The sequence below is a fragment of the Acinetobacter sp. FY683 genome (assembly GCF_059515885.1).
Genome location: NZ_JCAKNA010000003.1, coordinates 120,477 through 141,557, shown reverse-complemented (window position 1 = coordinate 141,557; position 21,081 = coordinate 120,477). Strand labels below are relative to the sequence as shown.

Genomic DNA, 21,081 nt, shown 5'->3' with positions numbered 1-21,081 from the left:
CGCTACATCTACACGCATCTTATTTCTCGTTAATTGATATCTGCATAGAGATAGCTTGCAGGTGAAACGGTAGCGGTTTGTTGTGTGTCACAGTGAATGGGAGTTCGTGCAGGTTTTCCCACGTTCCACCTTCAATCAAGTGATACCCTGTGTGCGGTTCTCTTGGCTTCCAAACTTCACTGCTTGAATAGTTGAATTGCTCAACTAATTTACCGTTAATTTCAGGTGAAATTGTTTTATGAAAGAACAATCCAATACGATCAATCTTTGCCTTAAACATAAGTGATGATGCAGGACTTTGGCTCATTTCAGGAGGAAACATCGCTGCTTTACAGTTGATTGTCTGCCCAATATTTAAAGCTTGATTAAGCCACTGTTCAGGAAATACCATCTGTGTTTCATTTTCAAAAAATTGAACCTGATAAATATGTTTATTGTCATTAAAAAATGCATCAAAACTATTAAATCCAATCAAAGATTCTTTGTTTACAGTGATATCTGACAGCACTACTTCACGCTGACTATCGAGATATGCATCAAATGAAATTTCTTCTAAGCATGTTGAACCATTTCTTGAGATCAACATGAATGATCTGTCTTTACCTAGCTTAGTTGGAACACTACAAATACTTAAAACCACACCACTAAAGTCATGCTGCGCCCATGCAACAACTTCTTGATCACGATTGAATGTGATACTCGCCACTTTCCCATCGCCCAAAACACACCAGACTAATGCTTCAGGTTCTTGCATATACGAAAGTTCATTAATACCTAAATGATTTTCACCAATATGTGAAGCTAAAGAACTCACTTCAGGAGAAACAAGACCATCCACCTCAAAACGATAAGTCAGCGCACGTAAACGCTCACCACCACGTTGTACAAATAGCAACTCATTCCCTACACGTTCAGGTCTTGTTGATGGGTATGCACCATAAGCTGAATGCTCGTTAATATTCACAGTTGTTGGTGATAGTACGCCATCAGAATTCACCATAAATTCACCGCCTGACGTTAAGCAAACAACGCCTCGCTGTGCTTCAAGAAACAAAATACTATTCGATAGACCTGACGCTGAAACAATACTGAATGCATCCCCATCTTCGGTGGTTTCAAGATAGTTACCATTACCACCAACCGCACTAAACCAAATTTTATTAGGGTTCTTTTTCGTATTAGCTAGTGCCAAACGCTGTTTAAAGTAAGTACAGCAACGTGGATATCCGTTAGCTTCATTGAATGCAGGTGGCATAATTGACCACGCACGTTCAATTGCTTGTACATCAGCATCTAATTTTTTTACAACTTCCCCATTCACTTGGTTTGCATTCACAAACTGAGTGATTTTTATAATCCCTCCGTTTACATCGATATAACTACCAATATCTGCAGCAGTAAATACAGCGCCTAAACTTTCAGTAACAACAGCCCAATAGCCTGTTTCAGTATTTGGTTGTTTTCCTGTGCTGTCTTGTGTTGCTTGGTAGTAAGCGCCTGAATACGAAATAACATCACCAACAAGATACGTTTGTGTTGTTAGCCATCCATTCACACCACTTAATGTAAAAGATATCTGTGCTCCAACATCCTTACCTGACGGCTTTCCTTTACGAAATGGAAAACGCGCATTTTCAGAATCCGTAGGCGCATGTGAGAATACGAATTGTATTAACTGCCAATTTTCAAACTTTTCATTACACATAAATCTATGAACAGGTACTTCATTGTGAGTAAGAAACATTTCATAACGGTACTGAACGTATTGAATATCGTGTATTTGACTTGCTGTGTAAGGTGAAACAATAGACTTGATGATTGTTTTACTTCTGGGATTAAACACATCAATGAAGCCATCGCGAAAGATAAGTACAAATGTATCGCCTGAGTTCACAATAAATGGAACTAAGCGATGTGCATTTTTAGCCAAAGAAACAAAATAAGTACCTGGTCTTTTCTTCACACCACCTTCTACAAGCGGAATTACATTTGTTAGTTCTTTAGCACCGTTTGCATACTGCTGTATGTCTGTTCGTGTGTATAACGTTGGTGCAAGCTCACCTGCACTAAAGTTATTTTTAATAAGAAATTGCTTCATTAGTAACGAGATCCCATGAGTGATGAGCTGTAATTCGCTGAGAAATCTTGCGATGGTCGCTCTTGGCCATTGATTGCTCGTGCTTGTTTAAGTGTGTTTTGAAGCTTTTGCCATGCGCTATCTGCTTCTGTTTGGCTACCTGTGATTGGTTTGCCTAATTTATTAACCAAATACAAAATCATGCATTCAGAAAATAAAGAATCCCAAATACCTTCGTTTTGTTCGTCAGCCACATAAACAAGATTAATTAGATTTACATCCGCAAGAATGTGTCGTCCTTCCACTTCATACACATCAAGACCAGTATCGATCACACGGATAAAATCGCTTGGTAATTGAAATGCGTACTGATAACCGAAAGTTGGATATGTTGATATTGGTGCCAATTGCATACGTTTTTTAGCAAATGACCATGGGTGCATGCGAAGCAAAGTACGGCGTGTGGAATCGTAAATAGATGCACAACGCCGTGCTGTTTCTGTGTTTTCTTCAAACGATTGAATAGATTTAGCACCAAGTAAATTCAGTGCTTCATTACAGATAGATACTTTTGTTGTAGACATGAAAAAGCCCTCAAGTTTTATTGATCTTGAGGGCTTTTAAGTATCGGTTTGTTGGGTGTTAAGATTAACCGCCTAATACGCTTAAATATTCTTCATCATATTCGATTCGAGAACCAAGAATATTTGAATACTGTTCCATTGCTTCCGCCTGAAGTTCCAAGCTATTTACTTGCTCATCAGTCAGTAATGGAGCTTGATCTGTACCAAGTTTAGCTAAAAATGCATTTAATGCATTCAGCTTAGTATCAAGTTCAAACTTTTCAGATTGCATTCGCTCAATATGGCTTTTTGGTTGTTTTGCTGTTTGGCTCAATTTATCTTTTAATAAATACCCTTCAAGCATCCAAATTTTTTCACGTGCATTCTGGTAAGCAATTTTCTGCCCGATCAGCTTGTCAAAGTTTTCAGGGCTTGCACATGCGGATTCACCCGTAACTGTGAATCCATTTTCTAAAGTTAAAATACAAATTGTTAGGCAGGGTGTGCTTTTATCTTCTTTTGCAAAGTAATCTTCATGCGCAAAAACTGGAGCTACATCACCAGTTAAATAGCGAATAGCTTTAATCTTTGAATCAATATGATCAGGCGTTAACCGTGGAGCATTTAAGCCCTTATCTTGAATTTCTTTTTCAATTTGCTGTTCTGAATTACTCATTTTAAATATCATCCAATAATTTACTTAGTTTTTTAGATGCTTTTTTCTGCAAGTCTAATTCGGTTGTTTTATATGTAGTTTCAATAACTTCCAACAAGATGCGAATTTTAGAGTTGCGCTCAAGTGGCTTATCTATGCTCTCTCGTTCACGCTCTAACGCCCGTTTTCCACAAAACAATTCAGGATTGAGGTTCTGTTCATCTATTTTAATTGCATCAGCTCTATTCATTCTAATTTTCCCATTCTTAGTTATAAAAAAGACCTAACACCCTCGCTCAAAAGTGTTAGGTCAAAACTGCTACTTATTCGCCTTCTTCTACCACTGGCACTTTGTAGTCAATCGCTACGACTTTAAGTTCGTTTGCACGACCTGCCGCCATAGAGTGAATACCACCAACCTGTTTGACGTTTTTTTTGTCTGGGCGAACAGAAATACTGAAACCGTCAATATCAGCATCACCATAGTGAACAGCAGATTTACAGTACATAACTGCACGCTTAGTACCTGCCGTTGCACCATCTACCACTTTTTCATAAGCAACCCAAGTCACACCAAGCCACTTAGTACCAACCGCACCATTCTGCAACATCTGAATAGACATGTGATCGGCATTTGTTAAGGTATTATCGTTTAAGAACTCTTCCATCATGTCAGCTGTATAATTGACATAAAGCTCTTCACCGTTTTGCTCGTCACATTCGTTTTTACGGAATAATGATTTTGCTTTAATAATTTGCTGTTTAAGCGTCATACCAACAGGTGAAATGATTTGTGTGCTAGGTAATGACACTGGAGTTGTTGAAGCTGTTCCATTATCTGCCACTGTTTTACGGATAATTACGCCAATTAACGCTTGATAGATGATGTCATCAACTTTTCGGTTGTGCGCTTCATGCAATTTCTTCATGTATGTATCTTCTGGATGTGCTTTTAACTTAGGCACATCACGCTTTTCAATCGGAATGAATAAATCAAAGTCATTCATTAAAACTGAGCGAACACCAACATCAGGAATTGTCCATTCAGTATTACCGAAACGAGCGCCAGAAGGCTTCATTTCAACATTACCCATATCGTTAATGGTGAATGATTCACCCTGAATTCGACCACGGTTTGTTACCGTAGCAAGTAAACGCGAAACTTTTTGTGCGCAAGTTGTTTCATAACTATCGTGATACTGCTGTACAAACGCCGGCGTGATTTTGTTTTCATTTGCAATAGACATTTTTTACCCCTTATTTATATTGCTTTTGATAAAATTGCTCTACCTTCGCGTACACACGTTTGTGGTCAGCATGTTGCGGATTAAGGTATGCTTCACTTCGCATTAATGATTGAACATCTTCGCCATTACTTTGCTGTGTGTTAGACGGTGGTGTGTCTTCTTGTAGTTGTTTTCCGAAATATGCAGCCATTTTTAAAACCAATGGATTGTTACCAAATTCAGGACTATTAATTTCTTCGTCAGTTAGAATTCCGTTTTGAATTGCATTTTGTGCAGCAGTTTGAGCAAAACCAAAGTTTGCGTCTGTTTCACCGCCCCAAATAGTTTTCATTTGTTCTGTGCATGCTTCTGCATCTAGCGCAGAATTAGCCTTCATAATCTCAGGCAATAACTGGTTGTATTCACCCAATAAGAAACCTAGCTCTTTATTTCCAAAACCTGCCTCACGCGCACGCTCTAAAAACTCTTGGTTTTCAGGGAATTCTTTAAACTCATCGAGGTTAAAGTTTTCAATTTCCACCTTATAGTCGTCAATTGAATTAATAACTTCAGGTTGATCAACAACTGGATTACCTTCACCCCCTTGTGGGTTTTTCTCAACTGGTGGCGTTAGTACACTAGTTGGTGTTGGGTCGATTTCAGGTACTTGCGATTCGTTATTAGTTAAATCAGTCATTTGTTTCTTCCTTATAATTTGGGTCGTTTGCACGGTTTATTTGTTTAAGAATGAATTGAATTACATCGTTTTGACCTGCTCTAAAGCATGATTCTCTATCTGCTTCTTGACCGCCACGGACGTAAATTGATTTACAAAACGTGGTAGCGAGATGCTCTAAAACTCGCATTCCGTTAATATCTATATCGAATAAATTTCGGTAGGTTTCTGCTGTCACAGGCTTGTAGTAACGTCGCTTTACAAGTGTTCCTGTTTCAATTTCAGATGGTTCAGGCACTTCTTTTTTTAATAACTTTGCCTTGGCTTCCTGCTCATCTCGTAATTGCTGAATAAGAAAATTACGCTCATTATTTACGTGCCAAAGTATTGAGCTAACAATCAAAAGTAGGATTGCTAATACGGCGATAATTAAAATCATTGCATCATCTCACTTGCCATTTGTGGTGCCAGACCTTTAGCCGCCTCTTGCCCTACGGTTTGAATCATCTGTTGTTGTTGCTGTGCTTGTGCCTGCTTCTCTTGCGCTTCTTGCTTGGCTTGTCGCTTCTGTTGAACTCCATCAGCAGTACGCATAATGTTTTGAGGAACGCCAAGACCTGTACCTGTAACAACTGCAACCGCATCAAAATCAATATTGTCTAAAATTGATGGTTCTGCTTGCGCCATATTCGACATAGACATTACGTATCGCTCTGTTGCTGTCACTTCTTCCATGCGCTGACTACGTGCCATTGGTGACACGAATTTGAATGAAAGATTGCGCCCTTGTAGTTCTTCAGGTGGATTACCTAAAGCACCTGCACGTAAAGCTAAGCCAAAGCAACGGTCTAAGATTGTTTGAAGGTATTCAGTTTGGAGGCGACCATACATAGGACCAAGCATCTGACGAATCAATTCAACACGTGTGTGAATCTCTGTCGCTGTCATTTGCTGTGTGCCAATTGGTGGTAACTGGTCAGCCATCAGCTTTTTACGAATGCCACCTTGTAGGTTTTGAAGTAAATAATCCGCTATTTGAAAGTTTGCACCATCATCTAGGCGTTTCATTGAGTTCACATCATTAGCAATAATGATCTTACGTGGACCAATCTTCACTGTATGTGGGTTAAGCACACCGTCATCTTGAGCGATCCACATACCACCAAGCTGTAGATCTGCCGACTGAATTGTGTTTTTCATCAACTCATTTGCCATTTTCGCATCAGGCAAAGCGATAGACATTTGTCCATTGCCATACACTGAATTAGGCAAACGGCGTAAACGAGGGATTGAACAAGGGAATTCGTGATACCCCGATTCTTTCAACATGTGCTTATTGCCAAAATCAAGATGTGTTGAAGCAAAAGGCATATCTTTGTTGATTTGACCTGCGCCTTTGGACTTTCGTGGCTGAATTACGTGTAATAGAGTGAATTTGGTATCAGGTGCTGTTTTTGCTTGCTCTACGACTGTGTGGTGACAATTATCCTCACCATAAGTATTCACCATCGCTTCGGCTGTCATCTCATGTTCACGATAAATTGTGTCGATCAATCCGTCAGCACGTGTAGAACCAATGAAGCAGTTACCAGGATGCCAAGATTCAAAGACATATCCGCCACCTGCTTCACGGTCAATATCTGTGTAAAGCACGCCCCATCCTGCAGTCACAACATCAGTCATCGTTTCAAAGCTTTCACTATCGAAATTCGCTGCATGAATATTGCGCCACATGAATTGACACACATCTTCAAGCCAACGCTCACCCTCTGTGAGCACAGATAGATCATCAATTCCATCAGGTTGAGCCTTGAACCAAATCGCATTCGATGGCGTTACACCATTCATAATCATTGACACAAGGACTTGAACGGAATCCGATGCAGTTGAATCGTACAAATTAATACGATCATCTTGACGCTGACTTTGATTGCTTTGAGTTGAACTAAAATTTTGTTGACGCTCAGGCGCACCATATTTGTAGCAATCAGCCCAATGAGATTCATGAATGGCACGTGCCATTTTTAACTGACCGAAACGTGCACAGTACTTTTGAGCATCTAAATTCATTATTCACCACCACCGAGTTTAGTTTTTTTGCCGTCTTGCTGTGGCATACCACTACCAAGTGCAGAAGATGTACGGCGTTGAGCTTTCTTTTGGTTCGTTTCAACTACTGCCGCTTCTGCTGCTTTTTTTGCATCCCCTTCGGGATCTTGCTGAATTACTTTTGGTTTAGATCCCATGATTATTCCTCTACGACCATCCAACCTTTTTGAGGGTGACAAACAGTACGTTTACGTTTCGGTTTGTCTTCTACGCTTACAACTGTTTGTGGTGCTTCTTTTGGCTCGACTGCCTTACTTTGATTTTTAGTAGCAAGTGCTAATGCCTTTTTTGTTACTTCTAATTCAGCAGTAACAGCATCGAGTTGTTCTGTAGGTACAAAACCTTCAGGATGTTCGACTGCATCCGCTTCCACTGGGTCTTCACCGCTTAAAATCTCTGCCAATGTATCCTCAGCAGTTTTATTTGTTTCAGTTGTTTCAGGCTTCCCCAAAACAGCATCTAATGCGTCATCTGTGGAAGCTTGCACCGTGGTGGTTGCCTTCACTTCTGCTTTAGGTGCTTCTTTCGCACCTGGTGTTTTTACTGGTTGACGTGCCATAAAAAAAGCCCTATTCATTGGTTATTGAATAGAGCTAGTGTTGAGTGTTATTTGTTGCGGTTTGTTGTGTATTAATTCAGGCTTATGGGTTGATTATTCTTATTAATTTGTATGCCATAGCCTCAACAACAATAAGCCAAAATGGTTTTTTTACCACTATGTGTATCTCATACTCACGCCATTGTGGTGATTTACAAAATATAATTTCTTTTTTGTTTTCATACCAATGGTCAAAATTTTTAGGCGCAACCTTTTGAATAAACCTCAACTTAAAACCAAGTAAAAAATTAATCATCCTCAATCTCCCGATCCATCACATCATGTATAAACACAGGCTTACCTTTACGCCCCTCTTCTTTCCATTGTTTAGAAGAATACATTTTAATTTCCTCCTCACTTGCTTTCCGAATTTCAGCATGAGGTGTATTTGGCGCGCTAAATGATCCGTACTTGCTTACAAGAACTTTGTTGCGATGCATGCGAACCACAAGTAACACTGGTTGACCATCTGTATACATAACAAGATCGCCATTCTTGTACTCATCATGATTGATGGATATTTTCGACACAGGCTCAGATAAAGCGCAGTCCAATTGCTCAATAACCTGATCGCACAGACCGCCATCATCAAAAATATCTAACTGCCCGATCTTGTACTTGTACGTCATCCATTCGCCATCACGTGGCACAATTTCAATACCTGTTTCCATTTTCCAAAGTTCAATAAACGCCTCGCCATTCTCAAAATTAGGCTTTCCACCTCTTGACCATTCACTGACAGTTGAAGCATTTGCAACAGGTAAAACGTCTGCAATTTTTTCATGTGTCCAACCTAAGTGAGTACATAAATCTAAGATCATTCGGTTAAAGTCAGGACGCTTGTAACCACGCTGTTTTACAAGGAATTTTTTTACATTCTTCTTTGAACGTTGATTAATAAAACGCGCGCGTGCGCGAGGGGAATCCAAATTAGCTATACAATCGACCACTTCAACCATTGTTAAATCTCCCAAACTTTAATTTTTATTAGCCCACCAGATACGACACTTCCACGTCTTACAACCAATTCATCAAACTGTTCATCGTCTTCACAGAATCCACATTTCACTAAACTATCGATCGTTGCTTTCAAGTGGTTATCAATATCTCTCTTTTGATGTGTTGGAAAATGAAAGACAACTTCAAGTTTTAAGCGTGTAGACAGCCTTAATGCAGGTATCAGATTCATTACCACCGCATGAAACTGCTTTGCTTTATCACTTAACTTCATCCCTCGCCCTGTACGTTCCCAGTAGTGATTTACTGACGGTGGTGTTGCTGCAATCTCACAATACAAAACCTGATTATCTATACTTTCCGTATTTCGCTCTGATTTGATGCTCACAACGCTTTTCTTTGCTTTAAGTACCTTTGCTTGGTTTTCTTCTTTAAGCCTCAATTTCGAGCGTTCTGCCCTATTTCTGTGTGCATTTAGGTGTGCTTGTAGCTGTTGTTCATTCCATCGAAGATTTGTCATCACAGCTCCATAAACTTTTTTAAGAAATTAGAATTCACAATTCCAACGTACTGACACCATCCCCAACCATCACGCCAAAATGCCCAAGTTCCCTTTTCGTTTTTCCAAAAGGTACCGTCTAGTTCACGGTGTGTTGCATCCATTGGTTTGTTATTCAGCATTGAATTCCTCCAATTGAACGTGATAACCAAGCTCAGTGAGGTACGGCGCATATTTTTTGATGTGTTCAAGCTTTCCTAAATTTGCACTGACACGTCCCTCGAATGCTTTTTGAGTTTCCCCAATGTTTGAGTACAGCGATGCAAATGGATCGTAGTTGCATAGCACGGAAGCAAACATTTTGATTTGAGCATCAGACAAGGTTTTGTTTTTCGGCTTAGTCGGCTTTTGTTTTTTAGCCTTAGGTGCTGTCAGCTTTTGAATTCTGTATGTCCAGTAATTCATCCAACCTTGTGCTGTGGTTTTTTCTCTGCTTGTAGACCACTGAGCAAAGTTTTTTAATTCGCTCAAGATTTGAGAATCATCAAGATCAGGTGCTTGTCGTTTTGCTTGTGCCGTTAGATCGGATTGGATCGAATAAACTTTTGATAACTCAATTAAGCTGTACTGCTTTTTGTCGTCCTGATGGTATTCAACAGAATCGCTAAACATTTCAGTTTTTAAGTTATCCACAAGAACAGTATTTTTTTTAATATCTAAAGATTCTAAAGATGTATCTATTGTGTGTTTACTAACTACACTAGTTAGCGGTTCACTAACTACACTAGACTGGTTTACCTGTGGAACTAGTGTACTAACTACACTAGTTTTGTTAGTAAACTGATCTTTTACCGATACTTCATTTATTCGATATGATTTCATGCCTTGTTTGCCACTAGAAATAACTGTCACAACACCTAGTTTAGTAAGCTCTTTAAGTGCTATAGAAACTGTCCGTCTACTCATCTGACGTGCACCTGATAGATCACAGCCTTGTAATTGTGAGTAGCTAACAAAATCAGATTCTTTGTTATGGCCATTTATGCGGTTTTCCAATTCAGCATAAACGTTGCGTGCAGCATCACTAATGAACGGATAAACTTCTTTACGGTACAATCGACTAGACATGACATAGCCTTGTACAAACTTATCGCTATACATGCTTTTTCTAGCCTCTTGCTCTGTTTGCTGAGGCTTTGGAAACGGTATTACAGGAACAGCTTTGGCATTCATACAACACCTATCCTTTCATAGCCTGAACGAATGCGGATCTTTGGTGCATTAGATCGCTGTGGTTTGTAGCGTATGTAATAGCAACACTTGCAAGCCGATTCATAATTAATAGATTTAGAGCCATCTTTTTTAGGCTTACCTTTGTACGAAAACCAAAATTCACTATCTAATGGCCAATATTCTTGACACTGGATACAAAGCTTTTCCTTACCCAGCTCTGTTTCAATAAATTTCGGCTTAACTTCTTTATCTTTAGGTAGGCTCTGTGGTAAATTTGGCATTCTTGGATTACCTCTGTTTACTTTTCGGAGTGGACAGCAAGAAAGCTCAACTGGTCGCACAGTTGGGCTTTTTTTGCGCCTATTGCTTTTGGGGTGACATCTCGTATCTGAGGTGGTGAAACAAGATCAAAACTTGTATCTACGGTATCTGTGGTCAAACGCATGAGTGATGCGAGATTATTTAAGCGTTCCCGAACTTCAGAGATATTTGCCATGCCAAGACTTCTAATATGCTCAGACAGATTTCTTTTTTCTGACTTTGCAATCGCTTCTAAATCACGCTTTTCTTCATACGTGCATTTAAAAGTGATGCTTTCTGTTAATTTTTCAGACATACACCCCCCTTATGCGCTCAGAGCTTTAATTTCAGCCTTCAACTTTCCTTTTGTTGAGACTTCAAAAACCGCTTGTGTGCTTAGAGGTATGCCTTTTCTCCAATAGTTAATAACTGATCTATCACGTCCTAAAATCCGTGCTAGCTCAGCGTCACTCTTGGCTTTATAAAAAATTCTTAAATCATTAACGGTCACGTTTATTTACCTAAACAAATAAGTTTAGTTTATTGAACGATAAGTTTAGGAATATGTCAATTTTTTTGTTTAGTATTTTAAACAAATGTAAGGTTCTAAAATTATGCAAACTACATCAGACCGAATCGCTCATCGCATGAAAGAATTAGGCTTGCAGCACAAAGATTTAGTTGCAGCAACTGGAGCAAGCAAAGGAACTGTCACCAACTGGATTAGTGGAGTAAACAATCCAACTGGCAGTAGGCTTATACAGTTAGCACAGGCTTTAAAAACAACATCAGGATGGTTGCTAACTGGTGTTGATATGGATATCTACCCGGTGGAATCATGGGATAGCAATACGCCATTAGATGATGATGAAATCGAGATTCCATTTTTTAAGGATTTTTCTTTCGCATGTGGATCGGGATCTATTGGTGAAGCAATTCTCTTAAATGAGAAACGTAAATTACGCATGTCAAAAACAACATTACGTAATAAAGCAATCGACCAAAAAGATGCTATTGCAACACTTGCATCTGGTGACTCAATGAGTCCGACAATTAAAGATGGCGATACGATTCACATCGATTTAGGTAGAAATAAGATTAAAGATGGTAAGATTTTTGCTATTTGTCACGGTGGGTTATTTTTAGCAAAACGCCTGTACAACCTACCATTGGGCGGAATCAGGGTTGTTTCCGACAATGTCGATGAGTTCCCAGAAATACATTTAAGTACTCAGGATGTTATTGATCAACAATTTGAGATTGTTGGTTGGATATGGCAAATCTCAAGTATGGAAAATTGGTAATTAATAAATATAATTTTATATGAGGGTTATATGAATAAGAGTAGTTTGTTCTTTTGGATTTGGCAGTTGGGCGCTATCCCAACTCTTATCTACCTTATGTTTTTCAACACCAATTATAATTGGTGGAATTGGATTTTTTTAATACCAATTAATTTTTTCTTAGCTGAGATATGGCCTATCTATTGGTTTCTTAAATTAATAGGATTTGCATCATGATGAAAATAATACCTGGAATACTCGCCTTTTTACTTCTTGTAGGTTGCGCCACAACAGCAAAGTTTGAAAAAAGAATGAACGCAAAGAAAGGAATGACAAAAAGCGAACTGATTGAAGATATGGGAATTCCTGATAGACAATACAAAGATGATGATTATGAAATTATTGAATATAATCAGAGTAACACTGGTTCAGTTCCAGTTGTAAATGTTGGCACCATAGGAAATCAGACATATACAACGCAAACAATGATTAGTAGAACAACCTCATGCAAGCTTGAATTTAAGATTATAAATAATATTGTCACAAACTACAGATACAAAGGCGATATGTGTATATCACAATAGATAGCCCACATAACCAGCCCACTTCGGTGGGTTTTTTATCACCCGTAAAAAATAAAAGTTCAGAAAAATAATAAAAAGTTTAATTTACTAAACAAAACTATTGACTACGTTTGTTCAGTTAACTAAACTAAATCTCGTAAGCAATAAAAAAGCCCTCTCGACTCGACATCAAAGGGCTTATTTACTCAACGAGGTAATTATGATTCAAACCGCATCACATAGTCAAACGCCTAAGTTTGATAATAACAAAAGTCAAACGACTTCTATTTTACGCCGTGAACCAACTTACGAAGAAATGCACGGCAAGACAGCTAACATTTTTAGCAATATCTGCGCCTTTCTTTTGCTGTTTGTCCTTTTCTTTGGAATGGCTTGTATTGCTATAAGCCAAGCAGAGAAAGAGTCTGCAAGGCAAGTCGAAGCAATGGTTCAAATTGCGGAGGGTAAGTAAATGAACGCATTCACGGAATTACCTACATCATCTCTAATTGAGCGCATGAGCAATGATGAATATCATGCTTCACCTGAATTTAGTTCAAGTCAATTAAAAGATATTTTACGTTCAGGTGCTCACTTCTATTCGAAGAATATTTTGAAAGAAGATGCGAAAGAAACATCAACAGCAATGAGCTTTGGCACTTTGGTTCATACAATATTTTTAGAGCCTGAACAATTTGAGCATGAATTTGCTATTGCTCCTAAGTTCAACCGCAGAACCAAAGAAGGTAAAGCGGAAGCAGAAGCTTGGGAACTAGCAAATGCAGGAAAACTACCAGTAACAGACGAAGATGTTGCTCATGCTCAACGTATAGCTGAAAACTTAAAAACTTTAAGTTCTTACGCTGATATGCAGAATGATTACGGCATGGCAGAGGCAAGTATATTTTTTGTTGATCCCATCTTTGGGTTGAATTTGCGTATTCGCCCAGATTGGCACATTGCCCCGTGTAAAAAATTTCCAAACGGCTTGATCTTGGATTTAAAAACTACAACAGATGCACGTCATCACGCATTTCAAAAAAAATGTAGCGACTTTGGTTATGACCTATCTGCATCTATGTACCGTGAAGGCTTTCAAGAATATTACCAAACAGAAGAAAAACCACCGTTCATTTTACTGGTTGCTGAAAGCTCTGCCCCATTCAACGTTAAGCAGTACAAAGCATCAGACTTATTTTTAAGTGTTGGTGAGGCACGTTACAACAAATCAAAAGCACTACTTGCTGAATCCCTGCTGATCGATGAGTGGGATGGCTACTCAAAAGATTTAGAAGAAATCTTCTTACCGTCATACATGACAAAACAAGCTTTAGAAAACGATTTTAATTAATTAAATTTTAGGAATATTTATTATGAACGCTCAAACTCAAAACATGCCTGCTCAAAGCCCTGCTAAAGCTTTCCAAGTGTACATGAACAAGTACAAATCACAGCTTGAAATGGCTTTGCCGAAACATTTAACAGTAGATCGCATGATGCGTCTTTCTTTGACTGCATTTAGTCAAAACCCTAAGCTGCAACAGTGTTCTTCTAACTCTATTTTTTCAAGCATTATTATTGCATCTCAACTTGGTTTAGAACCTGGTGTAAATGGTCAAGGTTATTTAGTTCCTTACAATGGCACGTGTACTTTCATTCCTGGTTGGAAAGGTTTAGTTGATCTAGCACAACGTGGTGGTCGTGCCTCTGTTTGGACTGGCGCTGTTTATGAGGGTGATGAGTTTGATTACATGCTTGGTGACTCTCCTTATTGCCGTCACAAACCGTGTGGTGAATTTGATGTTGATAAATTAACTCATGTTTATGCAATTGGTCGTGTTAAAGATTCTGAAATGCCAATTATTGAAGTATGGCCAGTTAAAAAAGTGCATGCTCATTTTGTAAAAACTGTAGTGAAAGGTTTACAGCCTAATCATTACTCGAAAAAACATTTTGAAGCATACGCTCGTAAAGTCGCTTTACTACAAGTCTTAAAATACATGCCTCAATCAATTGAGCTATCTAATGCTATGGATGTTTCACACGCTCAAGAATCAGGTAAGGGCGTGACAATCGATGGTGACTTTGTGACTGTAGATAACAGTAATGAAGATCAAAATGACCAATCATCAACACAAAATGAGGCTCAAAATATTGAGCATGAACAGCAACCTACTCAACACGTTCAAGAACAAGAAATTGAATATGCGCCATCATTCGAGCAGATAAAGCGTGGAGTTTTAACAGCTAAATCCCCTGCACACCTTGACGTGATGGAAGAGCAAGCAATGGATCATGCTGATAAAGATGAGCGAAAACAATTAATGCAACTTATCAAAGCTCAAGGTCAAAAGTTTCAAAGTGCTGCGGAGGTAGCTACTGCAAAAAAGCCTGAACCTCAACACCAGGAAGCGCCTCCAGTCGAAGCTGAACAACCCAAAAAACCGACATCTACAGAAATTCGTAAAGAATATTTAGATCAGATTGAAGGTATGACACATGTAAAGGATCTAGAAACGATCATCCCTTTAATTGATAGTAATGAAATTTTAACCACGGCGCATAAAACTTATTTAGTGAATTCGATTAAAAATAAAATTGAAGACATTAATAAAGCAAATGTGGCGCAAGAAACAAAATCAGTTCATGCCGTTGATGATATTAAAAGCCAAGCCGTAGCGAATGGTTTAAAAATTCAAATCACTGATGCACCTACTATCGATCAATTAACAGTGGTAGGTCAGACCATTCGTGACAGCAAAGAAAAGCTTACTGTTGATCACATGGGTGATGTTCTGCAAGTTTACGGCGCACGGAAAACCTTTTTAGAAAATCAACAAGACATGTTCGCAGATGTTCAAAAATGTTGGATTGATTCAGCAATTGAACGTATCGAAAACGCACGTAATCAAGACGATATTAATGCCGAATATATCGACCCGATGTACGAAGAGCAATCAGACAAAGACAAGCAACGCTTAAATATTGCAGCACAAAAACGTGAAGCTGAGATTTTAGGTTAATAGACAAACCGTGGCTGTACTCTCATACAGCCACTATTGAAAATATAGAAAGGTAGTGTGATGGATATTAAACGTGATGAAGCTTTTGAAGAAGCTTATGCTGAAATTTTCAAACCAATTATTCGTAGACCATACCCACGCAATCAAAATGGCGAATATGTGTATAAAGAAATTCACGAAGCTCACTTAATGTGGCAACAAGCCAAAAAAAGTAGCTGTGCCTGATGGGTTTGTTCTGGTTAATGTTGACTTAGCTAAAAGATGCATTTCTCATATTTGTATAGCTGAATGTCATCCGAGTGTTGACGATGCTTGTTTTAAACAAATGGATGATGATATTGATAACCTTGAAAAATCCATGATCGAAGCGCAGGAGTCAACCAATGACTGAAATTCAAAAAAACATTGCTGTAGCGAATTTGGTCATCGATGAACTTCATAAAGATAAACCGTTTGTTTTGAAGTTGAATATTGAAGAGCGTAAGCATTTTTTATTAGTTTTGGGCAATTCAAAAATCGATTTGAAAATTAATCACAATGCGAATGGTTGTGAAATTTTAATAGAAGAATCTATTGTGCATCCGCTTTATGCAGTCATGGCCACTTATATTACTGAACACAGCAAGCCTAACAACATTGATGCTTTTATTGCTAGCGGTGAATTTGATAAGGCTTTTAAAAATGTATTTGGGTTACCTAAAAGTGTAGTGAAAAGTTTGAAGGAGGTTTCTTAATGTCAAAATTTGAAGGTATGACTATTGCAGATGCATTAAAATCTAAACCTGTTTTAAAAACACCAGATCTTGAAGAAATTTTTGGTAGATCATCTCGTTCATTGAATCGTTGGCAAGATTCAACACTTTATGCGAATCCAATGCCAAAACCATTTTCAGAGTGTCGAGGCGCAGGAAATAACTATGATGCTGGTCAATTATTAAATTGGTATTCTACTTGGCCATTACGTAAAAAAGAAACGCTAGCTTCCTAGCGTTTCATTATTCCAAATCAATTTTAATCGATCTATCCATTCATTATAGGCTTTTGCCTGATCTTCTAAATAATCATGTTTATCATAAGTACCCCAAATTTTAGGGAGTGCATGGCCAAGCATAATTTCACAAACATGAGGTTGAGCAATCGTTGACATGTTTGTTCGCATTGTCCGTCTTAGATCGTGAACAGACCAATGTGCTAAATCATTTTTTTTATGTCTTTTCAACCACTGAAAAATATTATTAGGCATTGTGAGATGTGATGTTTCACCAAGCGGTCTATTTGCCCCATCTGCAGTGAACAGATATTCAGAATCCCCTAACCCCATTGCTTCGAGAAGATATGGTTTTACACCGGCTACAATTGGTCGAACTAAAGGCTTTTTAGTTTTCTTTCCTGTTTTGTGGTTTTCAGGCGGTATCGTCCAGATGTTTTTCTCGAAATTAAAATCAGATTTTTTAGCAAGCTTCAGCTCACCAACTCGACAACCATAAATTAGCAGCAGTGTAAGAAATATCTTATTTTTATATGCCATTCGTGTTCGTTCAAGTGCATACCAAGATAGGTAAATCTCTTGATCTGTTAGTGTTCGCTCTTTAACACCCTTTTCTATTCTTAAGTCATGCTTTGCGGATATGCCTATTAGGTAATTATTCTGAACTAATCCCCTTCTTTGCCCCCACTTCAAGCACTGATTTGAATTAAGTAGAAGTCTAGCTGAAATTGATGGGGATTTTTTTGCAACTTTTTCTAGTAATAAAAGCCATTGGTATGCAGTAACATCATCACAGTTTTGTTTACCTATTTCAGGTAAAACATAAATTTCAAATGAGCGTTTAATCTCATGTTCACTTTCTTTATTTGGAACACAAAATTTTTCATGCCATTCATAAAACAACTTATCAAAAGTATAAGCATCTTTAATGCTCACTTTTTCTTTTAGCTTCACTTGCTTTGGATCGTAACCTTTTTCAAGCTCCCCTCTTAGTCGATCTGCCTCAGCACGAGCATTTTTTAAAGATAGGTTGGGATATGAGCCTAAATCTAGTCGGTGCTGTTTACCGTTATATCGGTAACGCAACTGAAAAACGATTTTACCTTTAGGTGTAATTCGGACACCCATTGCATCACGGTCGGCAAATTCTTCTATTTTATCTCGATCTTTTCCTAGTTGAGATTTTAACCATGTTTCAGAAAGAGCCATAAATCACCATGTACACAATAAATTTTATAAAACTAAGTACACACTCTTAATATGTACTCAATTGTGTACATATTTGCAGAGGCTTATAGTTTCTCTTGATGTCTTATTGTGTCTTATTGGTGCGCATAAAAAAAGCCTAATTAAAGGCTTTGTTTGTATCTTACGTCTGAATGTGTCGCTTAATGTCTGATAGCTTCTTAATCTGAGTTATTAATATGCGCAATAATCGAAAAGTTACGAATGTTTTTTATATCAACAGATTTTTTAGCTTGCGCCATGGGCTACCTTGGAAATAAACGCGCTATGCATGCAATAATTAATACACAGCAAAAGCAGAATAAAGTTGCGAGTGATTATAGCAGATGGTTTTTTCAAAGTATTCATTATAATAATTTAGTTTTCAGCTTTATAAATTCTTTAAAAATAGAGCCTCCTTTGCTTTATAGACAAAATTTAAAATCGGCTCAAATAAAATTACTCTCCATTTTTTAATACTCAGAGTCTAAAGCTGAAGGTTACTCACACCATTTCACAGCGATTCCCTTTTATCACTGCAATTGATTATTAAGCCAAACTTAATTTACAATTTATATTTCATATAGATTAATAAGGTCGCAATATGCTTTTAAAATCATTACTGATTATCTCTATTTCTATAGTTTCATTTCAGACATTTGCTCAAAGCTATAATTCGTGTCAGCTTAAAAAAGAAAAACTACAACAACAAATTAGTTATGCGAAAAAACATAATAATGCAAATAGAGTTAAAGGTTTAGAAAAAGCGCTTGCTCGCGTAGGACAACAATGCGCAAAAATTAAAGCCAACCAAACATCACACGCTAAATAGAATTTACTCAAAATCCAATGCAATAAACTTTTTTCTGCGCTCAATACAGATCATGTTTATTTAAAAATAGATTTACTACGACTTAATTCTACTTTAAAAATTTCAAAGGCTAATTTACCAACTTTATCAATACATCAGCCTCGTATTTAAGCTTTTACCCAACCTAAATCAATGAAAAATCAAAAGGATCTTTTTCATTTGAAATAGGTTGATAAGCATGCGTAAAAGTAGGTGACATTCTTTTAGGTCTACCCGTCTCTATTTCAATACATGCCCACTTCGTATTCGCAACAAATAATAACGTCTGATCTGATGGTCTATAAAAAGCATACTGTCTAAATAAGTATAATGAATTGATATCATTCAACCATGTTCTCAATACAATGGTTTCCCCTTCAAATGCTGCTTTTCGATATTGCATTTGATGCTCAACTGCGACCATGGCATGTTTAAGTTCAATATATTGTTTTAAACCTAAACCCAATTCTTCAATATGTGCTGATGCAACATCTTGCATCCACTGTACGTACACCACATTATTTACATGCCCCAAAATATCAATATGTTCTGGCTTTACAACCATTGTTAAATCAAAAATACCACTCATTTATTTCTCTTAAATTCTATAGCCACAACACATGTCTAAGTTTATCTAAATATCGCTCAATAAGAATAATAAAAACCGCTCATTAAGAACGGTTTTTATTAAAAAATTAATCTATAAATTTAATAAATACAGCTTATTGAATGCGAACACCAACAATTGCTGGCTGTCCATCTCGAATAATAGTTAGGCGTACAACATTATTCTTTTTAAATTGAGCTACAGTTTCAACAAATTCTGCTGCATTTTTTACATCGCGGCTATTTACTTGAACAATCACATCACCTGGAATTAAACGAGCTTGTGCAGCTGCTCCGCCACGTAATACGTCTTGCAACAACACACCGCCTTTAATAGCTAAATGGCTTTGCTCTTGTGGTGTTAAATCGCGAATACTCACACCTAGTACTGGTCCTTTATTCTGTGCATTTCCTACTTTATCTTTAGCAGGAGTATCATCTGGAGCAGTTGATAATTGCGCTGAAATATTTCGACGCTTATCATCTCTTAATACTTCAAATTGTACAGTTTGACCCGGTGTAAGACGGTTTAAATACGTGAACAATTCAACGGTTCTTAAAATAGGAGTACCATTAAGTTTCAAAATCACATCGCCCGATTTCAAACCCGCTTTTTCTGCAGGTGAATTTGGTGCAATTTGTGTGATCAATGAACCTTCAGGTTTCGGCAACTTATACGATTCCGCTAAATCACGATCAATATCCTGTAAACCTAAACCTAAATACGCACGCGTAACCTTGCCATTTTTCTTCAGTTGATCTGCAACATCCATTGCCACATCAATTGGAATAGAAAATGAAAGCCCCATATAGCCTCCCGTACCACTAAAAATACGTGAGTTCACACCAACAACTTCACCTTTTTGGTTAAACAATGGACCACCCGAATTACCCGGGTTTAAAGCAACATCTGTTTGAATAAATGGTACTGTGGTTTCCCCAGTCATATTACGCATTTTCGCGCTGACAATACCCGCAGATGCAGAATAATCAAAGCCAAATGGAGAACCAATCGCAAGCACAGGTTCACCCACTTTTAAGGTATCTACATTTCCTGTTTTGAGTTCTGGAAAATTCTTACCTGTTACTTTTAACAAAGCGACATCTGTACGCTCATCACTTCCGACTACCGTTGCATCTAACTCACGGCGATCATTTAAAACGACAGTGACTTTAGAGGCATTTTCAACAACATGATGGTTTGTAAGCAAATATCCATCTTTACCAATAAAAAATGCACTACCAAAACCCGTCTTTTCTTGAGGTGCTTTTTGCTGTGGAATAATGATTTGATTACCAAAAAATCGGCGTAAAATTTCAGGAACTTGTTGTTGCATGAGCTCATCTTGAGTCATTTTTTTCACAACGTTTACACTTACAACTGCAGGGCTTACATTTTCTACTAAATTAGAAAAATCGACAGGAGTTCCTGCATTTGTTTGTACGGCTATCATCGTAAAAACTGCAGCATAAATCCCTTTTTTTAATTCATTTGTCTTCATATAAAATGTTCACTCAACCAATTACTTACACGTTATAGATAATTATTATCACAAAGGAATCTATTCTTTCGTAATAAAATGTTTCCCCTATATGTTTTATAAACAATAACTTAAATATTCCTTAATTTTTTAAATTAAATAAATTTATT

Annotated in this window: 29 protein-coding genes and 3 pseudogenes; 9 read left to right on the top strand and 23 right to left on the bottom strand. The window is 37.7% G+C overall.

Translation table 11 applies throughout. The features are described from left to right. Nucleotides 1-19: 19 nt before the first annotated feature. From AC5YDH_RS02710 to AC5YDH_RS02620, 19 genes and pseudogenes are all read right to left on the bottom strand, one after another. Nucleotides 20-2,098, bottom strand: a complete 2,079-nt coding sequence (locus AC5YDH_RS02710) for a phage tail protein (protein WP_496116746.1) — start codon at nucleotides 2,096-2,098, stop codon at nucleotides 20-22. After that, on the bottom strand, nucleotides 2,098-2,661 hold the full coding sequence (locus AC5YDH_RS02705; protein ID WP_496116745.1) for a phage connector family protein: 564 nt from the start codon (nucleotides 2,659-2,661) through the stop codon (nucleotides 2,098-2,100). Before AC5YDH_RS02705 ends, AC5YDH_RS02710 begins: the two co-directional genes overlap by 1 nt. A gap of 64 nt (nucleotides 2,662-2,725) precedes the next feature. Further along, the gene (locus tag AC5YDH_RS02700; RefSeq protein ID WP_496116794.1) at nucleotides 2,726-2,974 is read right to left on the bottom strand and encodes a crAss001_48 related protein; all 249 of its coding nucleotides are present in this window, start codon (nucleotides 2,972-2,974) and stop codon (nucleotides 2,726-2,728) included. Further along, nucleotides 2,966-3,316, bottom strand: a pseudogene (locus AC5YDH_RS02695) (Gp49 family protein); the annotation flags it as partial. The gene AC5YDH_RS02700 and the pseudogene AC5YDH_RS02695, both read right to left, overlap by 9 nt. Before the next feature lies 1 nt (nucleotide 3,317). Beyond that, complete coding sequence (locus AC5YDH_RS02690; RefSeq protein ID WP_496116744.1) at nucleotides 3,318-3,545, bottom strand: hypothetical protein; 228 nt, start codon at nucleotides 3,543-3,545, stop codon at nucleotides 3,318-3,320. A 73-nt stretch (nucleotides 3,546-3,618) separates the two neighbouring features. Continuing rightward, a complete protein-coding gene (locus tag AC5YDH_RS02685) occupies nucleotides 3,619-4,536 on the bottom strand; it encodes a phage capsid protein (protein ID WP_496116793.1) in 918 nt (305 codons plus the stop codon). Between the two features lie 16 nt (nucleotides 4,537-4,552). Next, entirely contained in the window at nucleotides 4,553-5,218 is a 666-nt protein-coding gene (locus AC5YDH_RS02680; protein WP_496116743.1) for a hypothetical protein, read from the bottom strand. After that, nucleotides 5,211-5,600, bottom strand: a complete 390-nt coding sequence (locus AC5YDH_RS02675; RefSeq protein WP_496116742.1) for a Bbp19 family protein — start codon at nucleotides 5,598-5,600, stop codon at nucleotides 5,211-5,213. Before AC5YDH_RS02675 ends, AC5YDH_RS02680 begins: the two co-directional genes overlap by 8 nt. A gap of 32 nt (nucleotides 5,601-5,632) precedes the next feature. After that, complete coding sequence (locus tag AC5YDH_RS02670) at nucleotides 5,633-7,267, bottom strand: portal protein (protein WP_496116741.1); 1,635 nt, start codon at nucleotides 7,265-7,267, stop codon at nucleotides 5,633-5,635. Further along, a complete protein-coding gene (locus AC5YDH_RS02665) occupies nucleotides 7,267-7,443 on the bottom strand; it encodes a hypothetical protein (RefSeq protein WP_496116740.1) in 177 nt (58 codons plus the stop codon). Before AC5YDH_RS02665 ends, AC5YDH_RS02670 begins: the two co-directional genes overlap by 1 nt. 2 nt (nucleotides 7,444-7,445) lie before the next feature. Beyond that, a complete protein-coding gene (locus AC5YDH_RS02660) occupies nucleotides 7,446-7,865 on the bottom strand; it encodes a hypothetical protein (protein ID WP_496116739.1) in 420 nt (139 codons plus the stop codon). Between the two features lie 82 nt (nucleotides 7,866-7,947). After that, a complete protein-coding gene (locus tag AC5YDH_RS02655; RefSeq protein WP_496116738.1) occupies nucleotides 7,948-8,160 on the bottom strand; it encodes a hypothetical protein in 213 nt (70 codons plus the stop codon). A 331-nt stretch (nucleotides 8,161-8,491) separates the two neighbouring features. Continuing rightward, nucleotides 8,492-8,863: pseudogene (locus AC5YDH_RS02650) on the bottom strand (hypothetical protein); the annotation flags it as partial. Nucleotides 8,864-8,865: 2 nt separating this feature from the next. Next, the gene (locus AC5YDH_RS02645) at nucleotides 8,866-9,381 is read right to left on the bottom strand and encodes a RusA family crossover junction endodeoxyribonuclease (RefSeq protein WP_496116737.1); all 516 of its coding nucleotides are present in this window, start codon (nucleotides 9,379-9,381) and stop codon (nucleotides 8,866-8,868) included. Then, nucleotides 9,381-9,542 (bottom strand): hypothetical protein, encoded by a 162-nt coding sequence (locus tag AC5YDH_RS02640; protein WP_496116736.1) that lies wholly within the window; start codon nucleotides 9,540-9,542, stop codon nucleotides 9,381-9,383. Before AC5YDH_RS02640 ends, AC5YDH_RS02645 begins: the two co-directional genes overlap by 1 nt. Continuing rightward, on the bottom strand, nucleotides 9,532-10,593 hold the full coding sequence (locus AC5YDH_RS02635) for a hypothetical protein (RefSeq protein WP_496116735.1): 1,062 nt from the start codon (nucleotides 10,591-10,593) through the stop codon (nucleotides 9,532-9,534). Before AC5YDH_RS02635 ends, AC5YDH_RS02640 begins: the two co-directional genes overlap by 11 nt. Beyond that, the gene (locus AC5YDH_RS02630) at nucleotides 10,590-10,874 is read right to left on the bottom strand and encodes a hypothetical protein (RefSeq protein ID WP_496116734.1); all 285 of its coding nucleotides are present in this window, start codon (nucleotides 10,872-10,874) and stop codon (nucleotides 10,590-10,592) included. Before AC5YDH_RS02630 ends, AC5YDH_RS02635 begins: the two co-directional genes overlap by 4 nt. Nucleotides 10,875-10,891: 17 nt before the next feature. Next, entirely contained in the window at nucleotides 10,892-11,209 is a 318-nt protein-coding gene (locus AC5YDH_RS02625) for a hypothetical protein (RefSeq protein WP_496116733.1), read from the bottom strand. A gap of 9 nt (nucleotides 11,210-11,218) precedes the next feature. Continuing rightward, the gene (locus AC5YDH_RS02620) at nucleotides 11,219-11,404 is read right to left on the bottom strand and encodes a hypothetical protein (protein ID WP_496116732.1); all 186 of its coding nucleotides are present in this window, start codon (nucleotides 11,402-11,404) and stop codon (nucleotides 11,219-11,221) included. A 103-nt stretch (nucleotides 11,405-11,507) separates the two neighbouring features. Here AC5YDH_RS02620 and AC5YDH_RS02615 point away from each other — a divergent pair, with 103 nt between their 5' ends. From AC5YDH_RS02615 to AC5YDH_RS02580, 8 genes are all read left to right on the top strand, one after another. Beyond that, nucleotides 11,508-12,197, top strand: a complete 690-nt coding sequence (locus AC5YDH_RS02615; RefSeq protein ID WP_496116731.1) for a S24 family peptidase — start codon at nucleotides 11,508-11,510, stop codon at nucleotides 12,195-12,197. Between the two features lie 212 nt (nucleotides 12,198-12,409). Beyond that, nucleotides 12,410-12,760 carry a hypothetical protein gene (locus AC5YDH_RS02610; protein WP_496116730.1) on the top strand — a complete coding sequence of 117 codons (351 nt, stop codon included), beginning with the start codon at nucleotides 12,410-12,412 and terminating at the stop codon, nucleotides 12,758-12,760. A gap of 199 nt (nucleotides 12,761-12,959) precedes the next feature. Further along, nucleotides 12,960-13,211: a hypothetical protein gene (locus tag AC5YDH_RS02605; RefSeq protein WP_496116729.1), complete on the top strand. Its 252-nt coding sequence runs from the start codon at nucleotides 12,960-12,962 to the stop codon at nucleotides 13,209-13,211. Then, nucleotides 13,212-14,090: a PD-(D/E)XK nuclease-like domain-containing protein gene (locus tag AC5YDH_RS02600; protein ID WP_496116728.1), complete on the top strand. Its 879-nt coding sequence runs from the start codon at nucleotides 13,212-13,214 to the stop codon at nucleotides 14,088-14,090. 22 nt (nucleotides 14,091-14,112) lie between these two features. Next, nucleotides 14,113-15,762, top strand: coding sequence for a recombinase RecT (locus tag AC5YDH_RS02595; protein WP_496116727.1), 1,650 nt, complete (start codon nucleotides 14,113-14,115; stop codon nucleotides 15,760-15,762). Between the two features lie 60 nt (nucleotides 15,763-15,822). Then, nucleotides 15,823-15,987, top strand: coding sequence for a hypothetical protein (locus AC5YDH_RS02590; protein ID WP_496116726.1), 165 nt, complete (start codon nucleotides 15,823-15,825; stop codon nucleotides 15,985-15,987). 158 nt (nucleotides 15,988-16,145) lie between these two features. Beyond that, nucleotides 16,146-16,496 (top strand): hypothetical protein, encoded by a 351-nt coding sequence (locus tag AC5YDH_RS02585; protein WP_496116725.1) that lies wholly within the window; start codon nucleotides 16,146-16,148, stop codon nucleotides 16,494-16,496. Further along, complete coding sequence (locus tag AC5YDH_RS02580) at nucleotides 16,496-16,750, top strand: hypothetical protein (RefSeq protein WP_496116724.1); 255 nt, start codon at nucleotides 16,496-16,498, stop codon at nucleotides 16,748-16,750. The genes AC5YDH_RS02585 and AC5YDH_RS02580 overlap by 1 nt, the downstream gene beginning before the upstream one ends. Here AC5YDH_RS02580 and AC5YDH_RS02575 read toward each other — a convergent pair. After that, the gene (locus AC5YDH_RS02575; protein ID WP_496116723.1) at nucleotides 16,739-17,959 is read right to left on the bottom strand and encodes a tyrosine-type recombinase/integrase; all 1,221 of its coding nucleotides are present in this window, start codon (nucleotides 17,957-17,959) and stop codon (nucleotides 16,739-16,741) included. The genes AC5YDH_RS02580 and AC5YDH_RS02575 overlap by 12 nt on opposite strands. A gap of 206 nt (nucleotides 17,960-18,165) precedes the next feature. Continuing rightward, nucleotides 18,166-18,237 (bottom strand): annotated as a pseudogene (locus AC5YDH_RS02570) (hypothetical protein); the annotation flags it as partial. 341 nt (nucleotides 18,238-18,578) lie between these two features. Between AC5YDH_RS02570 and AC5YDH_RS02565 the strand changes: the two are divergent. Beyond that, nucleotides 18,579-18,806 (top strand): DUF1090 family protein, encoded by a 228-nt coding sequence (locus tag AC5YDH_RS02565; RefSeq protein ID WP_496116722.1) that lies wholly within the window; start codon nucleotides 18,579-18,581, stop codon nucleotides 18,804-18,806. A 163-nt stretch (nucleotides 18,807-18,969) separates the two neighbouring features. Here AC5YDH_RS02565 and AC5YDH_RS02560 read toward each other — a convergent pair whose 3' ends face one another. Together AC5YDH_RS02560 and AC5YDH_RS02555 are read right to left on the bottom strand one after the other, a co-directional pair. Continuing rightward, on the bottom strand, nucleotides 18,970-19,413 hold the full coding sequence (locus tag AC5YDH_RS02560; RefSeq protein WP_496116721.1) for an acyl-CoA thioesterase: 444 nt from the start codon (nucleotides 19,411-19,413) through the stop codon (nucleotides 18,970-18,972). Between the two features lie 133 nt (nucleotides 19,414-19,546). After that, nucleotides 19,547-20,932 carry a Do family serine endopeptidase gene (locus tag AC5YDH_RS02555; RefSeq protein ID WP_496116720.1) on the bottom strand — a complete coding sequence of 462 codons (1,386 nt, stop codon included), beginning with the start codon at nucleotides 20,930-20,932 and terminating at the stop codon, nucleotides 19,547-19,549. Nucleotides 20,933-21,081 lie beyond the last annotated feature (149 nt).

What these genes read in the sequence shown, in the direction of transcription:
- AC5YDH_RS02710 (WP_496116746.1), bottom strand. Translation starts at nt 2,098, where the DNA reads ATGAAGCAATTTCTTATTAAAAATAACTTTAGTGCAGGTGAGCTTGCA.
- AC5YDH_RS02705 (WP_496116745.1), bottom strand. Translation starts at nt 2,661, where the DNA reads ATGTCTACAACAAAAGTATCTATCTGTAATGAAGCACTGAATTTACTT.
- AC5YDH_RS02690 (WP_496116744.1), bottom strand. Translation starts at nt 3,545, where the DNA reads ATGAATAGAGCTGATGCAATTAAAATAGATGAACAGAACCTCAATCCT.
- AC5YDH_RS02680 (WP_496116743.1), bottom strand. Translation starts at nt 5,218, where the DNA reads ATGACTGATTTAACTAATAACGAATCGCAAGTACCTGAAATCGACCCA.
- AC5YDH_RS02670 (WP_496116741.1), bottom strand. Translation starts at nt 7,267, where the DNA reads ATGAATTTAGATGCTCAAAAGTACTGTGCACGTTTCGGTCAGTTAAAA.
- AC5YDH_RS02665 (WP_496116740.1), bottom strand. Translation starts at nt 7,443, where the DNA reads ATGGGATCTAAACCAAAAGTAATTCAGCAAGATCCCGAAGGGGATGCA.
- AC5YDH_RS02660 (WP_496116739.1), bottom strand. Translation starts at nt 7,865, where the DNA reads ATGGCACGTCAACCAGTAAAAACACCAGGTGCGAAAGAAGCACCTAAA.
- AC5YDH_RS02655 (WP_496116738.1), bottom strand. Translation starts at nt 8,160, where the DNA reads ATGATTAATTTTTTACTTGGTTTTAAGTTGAGGTTTATTCAAAAGGTT.
- AC5YDH_RS02645 (WP_496116737.1), bottom strand. Translation starts at nt 9,381, where the DNA reads ATGACAAATCTTCGATGGAATGAACAACAGCTACAAGCACACCTAAAT.
- AC5YDH_RS02640 (WP_496116736.1), bottom strand. Translation starts at nt 9,542, where the DNA reads ATGCTGAATAACAAACCAATGGATGCAACACACCGTGAACTAGACGGT.
- AC5YDH_RS02635 (WP_496116735.1), bottom strand. Translation starts at nt 10,593, where the DNA reads ATGAATGCCAAAGCTGTTCCTGTAATACCGTTTCCAAAGCCTCAGCAA.
- AC5YDH_RS02630 (WP_496116734.1), bottom strand. Translation starts at nt 10,874, where the DNA reads ATGCCAAATTTACCACAGAGCCTACCTAAAGATAAAGAAGTTAAGCCG.
- AC5YDH_RS02625 (WP_496116733.1), bottom strand. Translation starts at nt 11,209, where the DNA reads ATGTCTGAAAAATTAACAGAAAGCATCACTTTTAAATGCACGTATGAA.
- AC5YDH_RS02615 (WP_496116731.1), top strand. Translation starts at nt 11,508, where the DNA reads ATGCAAACTACATCAGACCGAATCGCTCATCGCATGAAAGAATTAGGC.
- AC5YDH_RS02610 (WP_496116730.1), top strand. Translation starts at nt 12,410, where the DNA reads ATGATGAAAATAATACCTGGAATACTCGCCTTTTTACTTCTTGTAGGT.
- AC5YDH_RS02605 (WP_496116729.1), top strand. Translation starts at nt 12,960, where the DNA reads ATGATTCAAACCGCATCACATAGTCAAACGCCTAAGTTTGATAATAAC.
- AC5YDH_RS02600 (WP_496116728.1), top strand. Translation starts at nt 13,212, where the DNA reads ATGAACGCATTCACGGAATTACCTACATCATCTCTAATTGAGCGCATG.
- AC5YDH_RS02595 (WP_496116727.1), top strand. Translation starts at nt 14,113, where the DNA reads ATGAACGCTCAAACTCAAAACATGCCTGCTCAAAGCCCTGCTAAAGCT.
- AC5YDH_RS02590 (WP_496116726.1), top strand. Translation starts at nt 15,823, where the DNA reads ATGGATATTAAACGTGATGAAGCTTTTGAAGAAGCTTATGCTGAAATT.
- AC5YDH_RS02585 (WP_496116725.1), top strand. Translation starts at nt 16,146, where the DNA reads ATGACTGAAATTCAAAAAAACATTGCTGTAGCGAATTTGGTCATCGAT.
- AC5YDH_RS02580 (WP_496116724.1), top strand. Translation starts at nt 16,496, where the DNA reads ATGTCAAAATTTGAAGGTATGACTATTGCAGATGCATTAAAATCTAAA.
- AC5YDH_RS02575 (WP_496116723.1), bottom strand. Translation starts at nt 17,959, where the DNA reads ATGGCTCTTTCTGAAACATGGTTAAAATCTCAACTAGGAAAAGATCGA.
- AC5YDH_RS02565 (WP_496116722.1), top strand. Translation starts at nt 18,579, where the DNA reads ATGCTTTTAAAATCATTACTGATTATCTCTATTTCTATAGTTTCATTT.
- AC5YDH_RS02560 (WP_496116721.1), bottom strand. Translation starts at nt 19,413, where the DNA reads ATGAGTGGTATTTTTGATTTAACAATGGTTGTAAAGCCAGAACATATT.
- AC5YDH_RS02555 (WP_496116720.1), bottom strand. Translation starts at nt 20,932, where the DNA reads ATGAAGACAAATGAATTAAAAAAAGGGATTTATGCTGCAGTTTTTACG.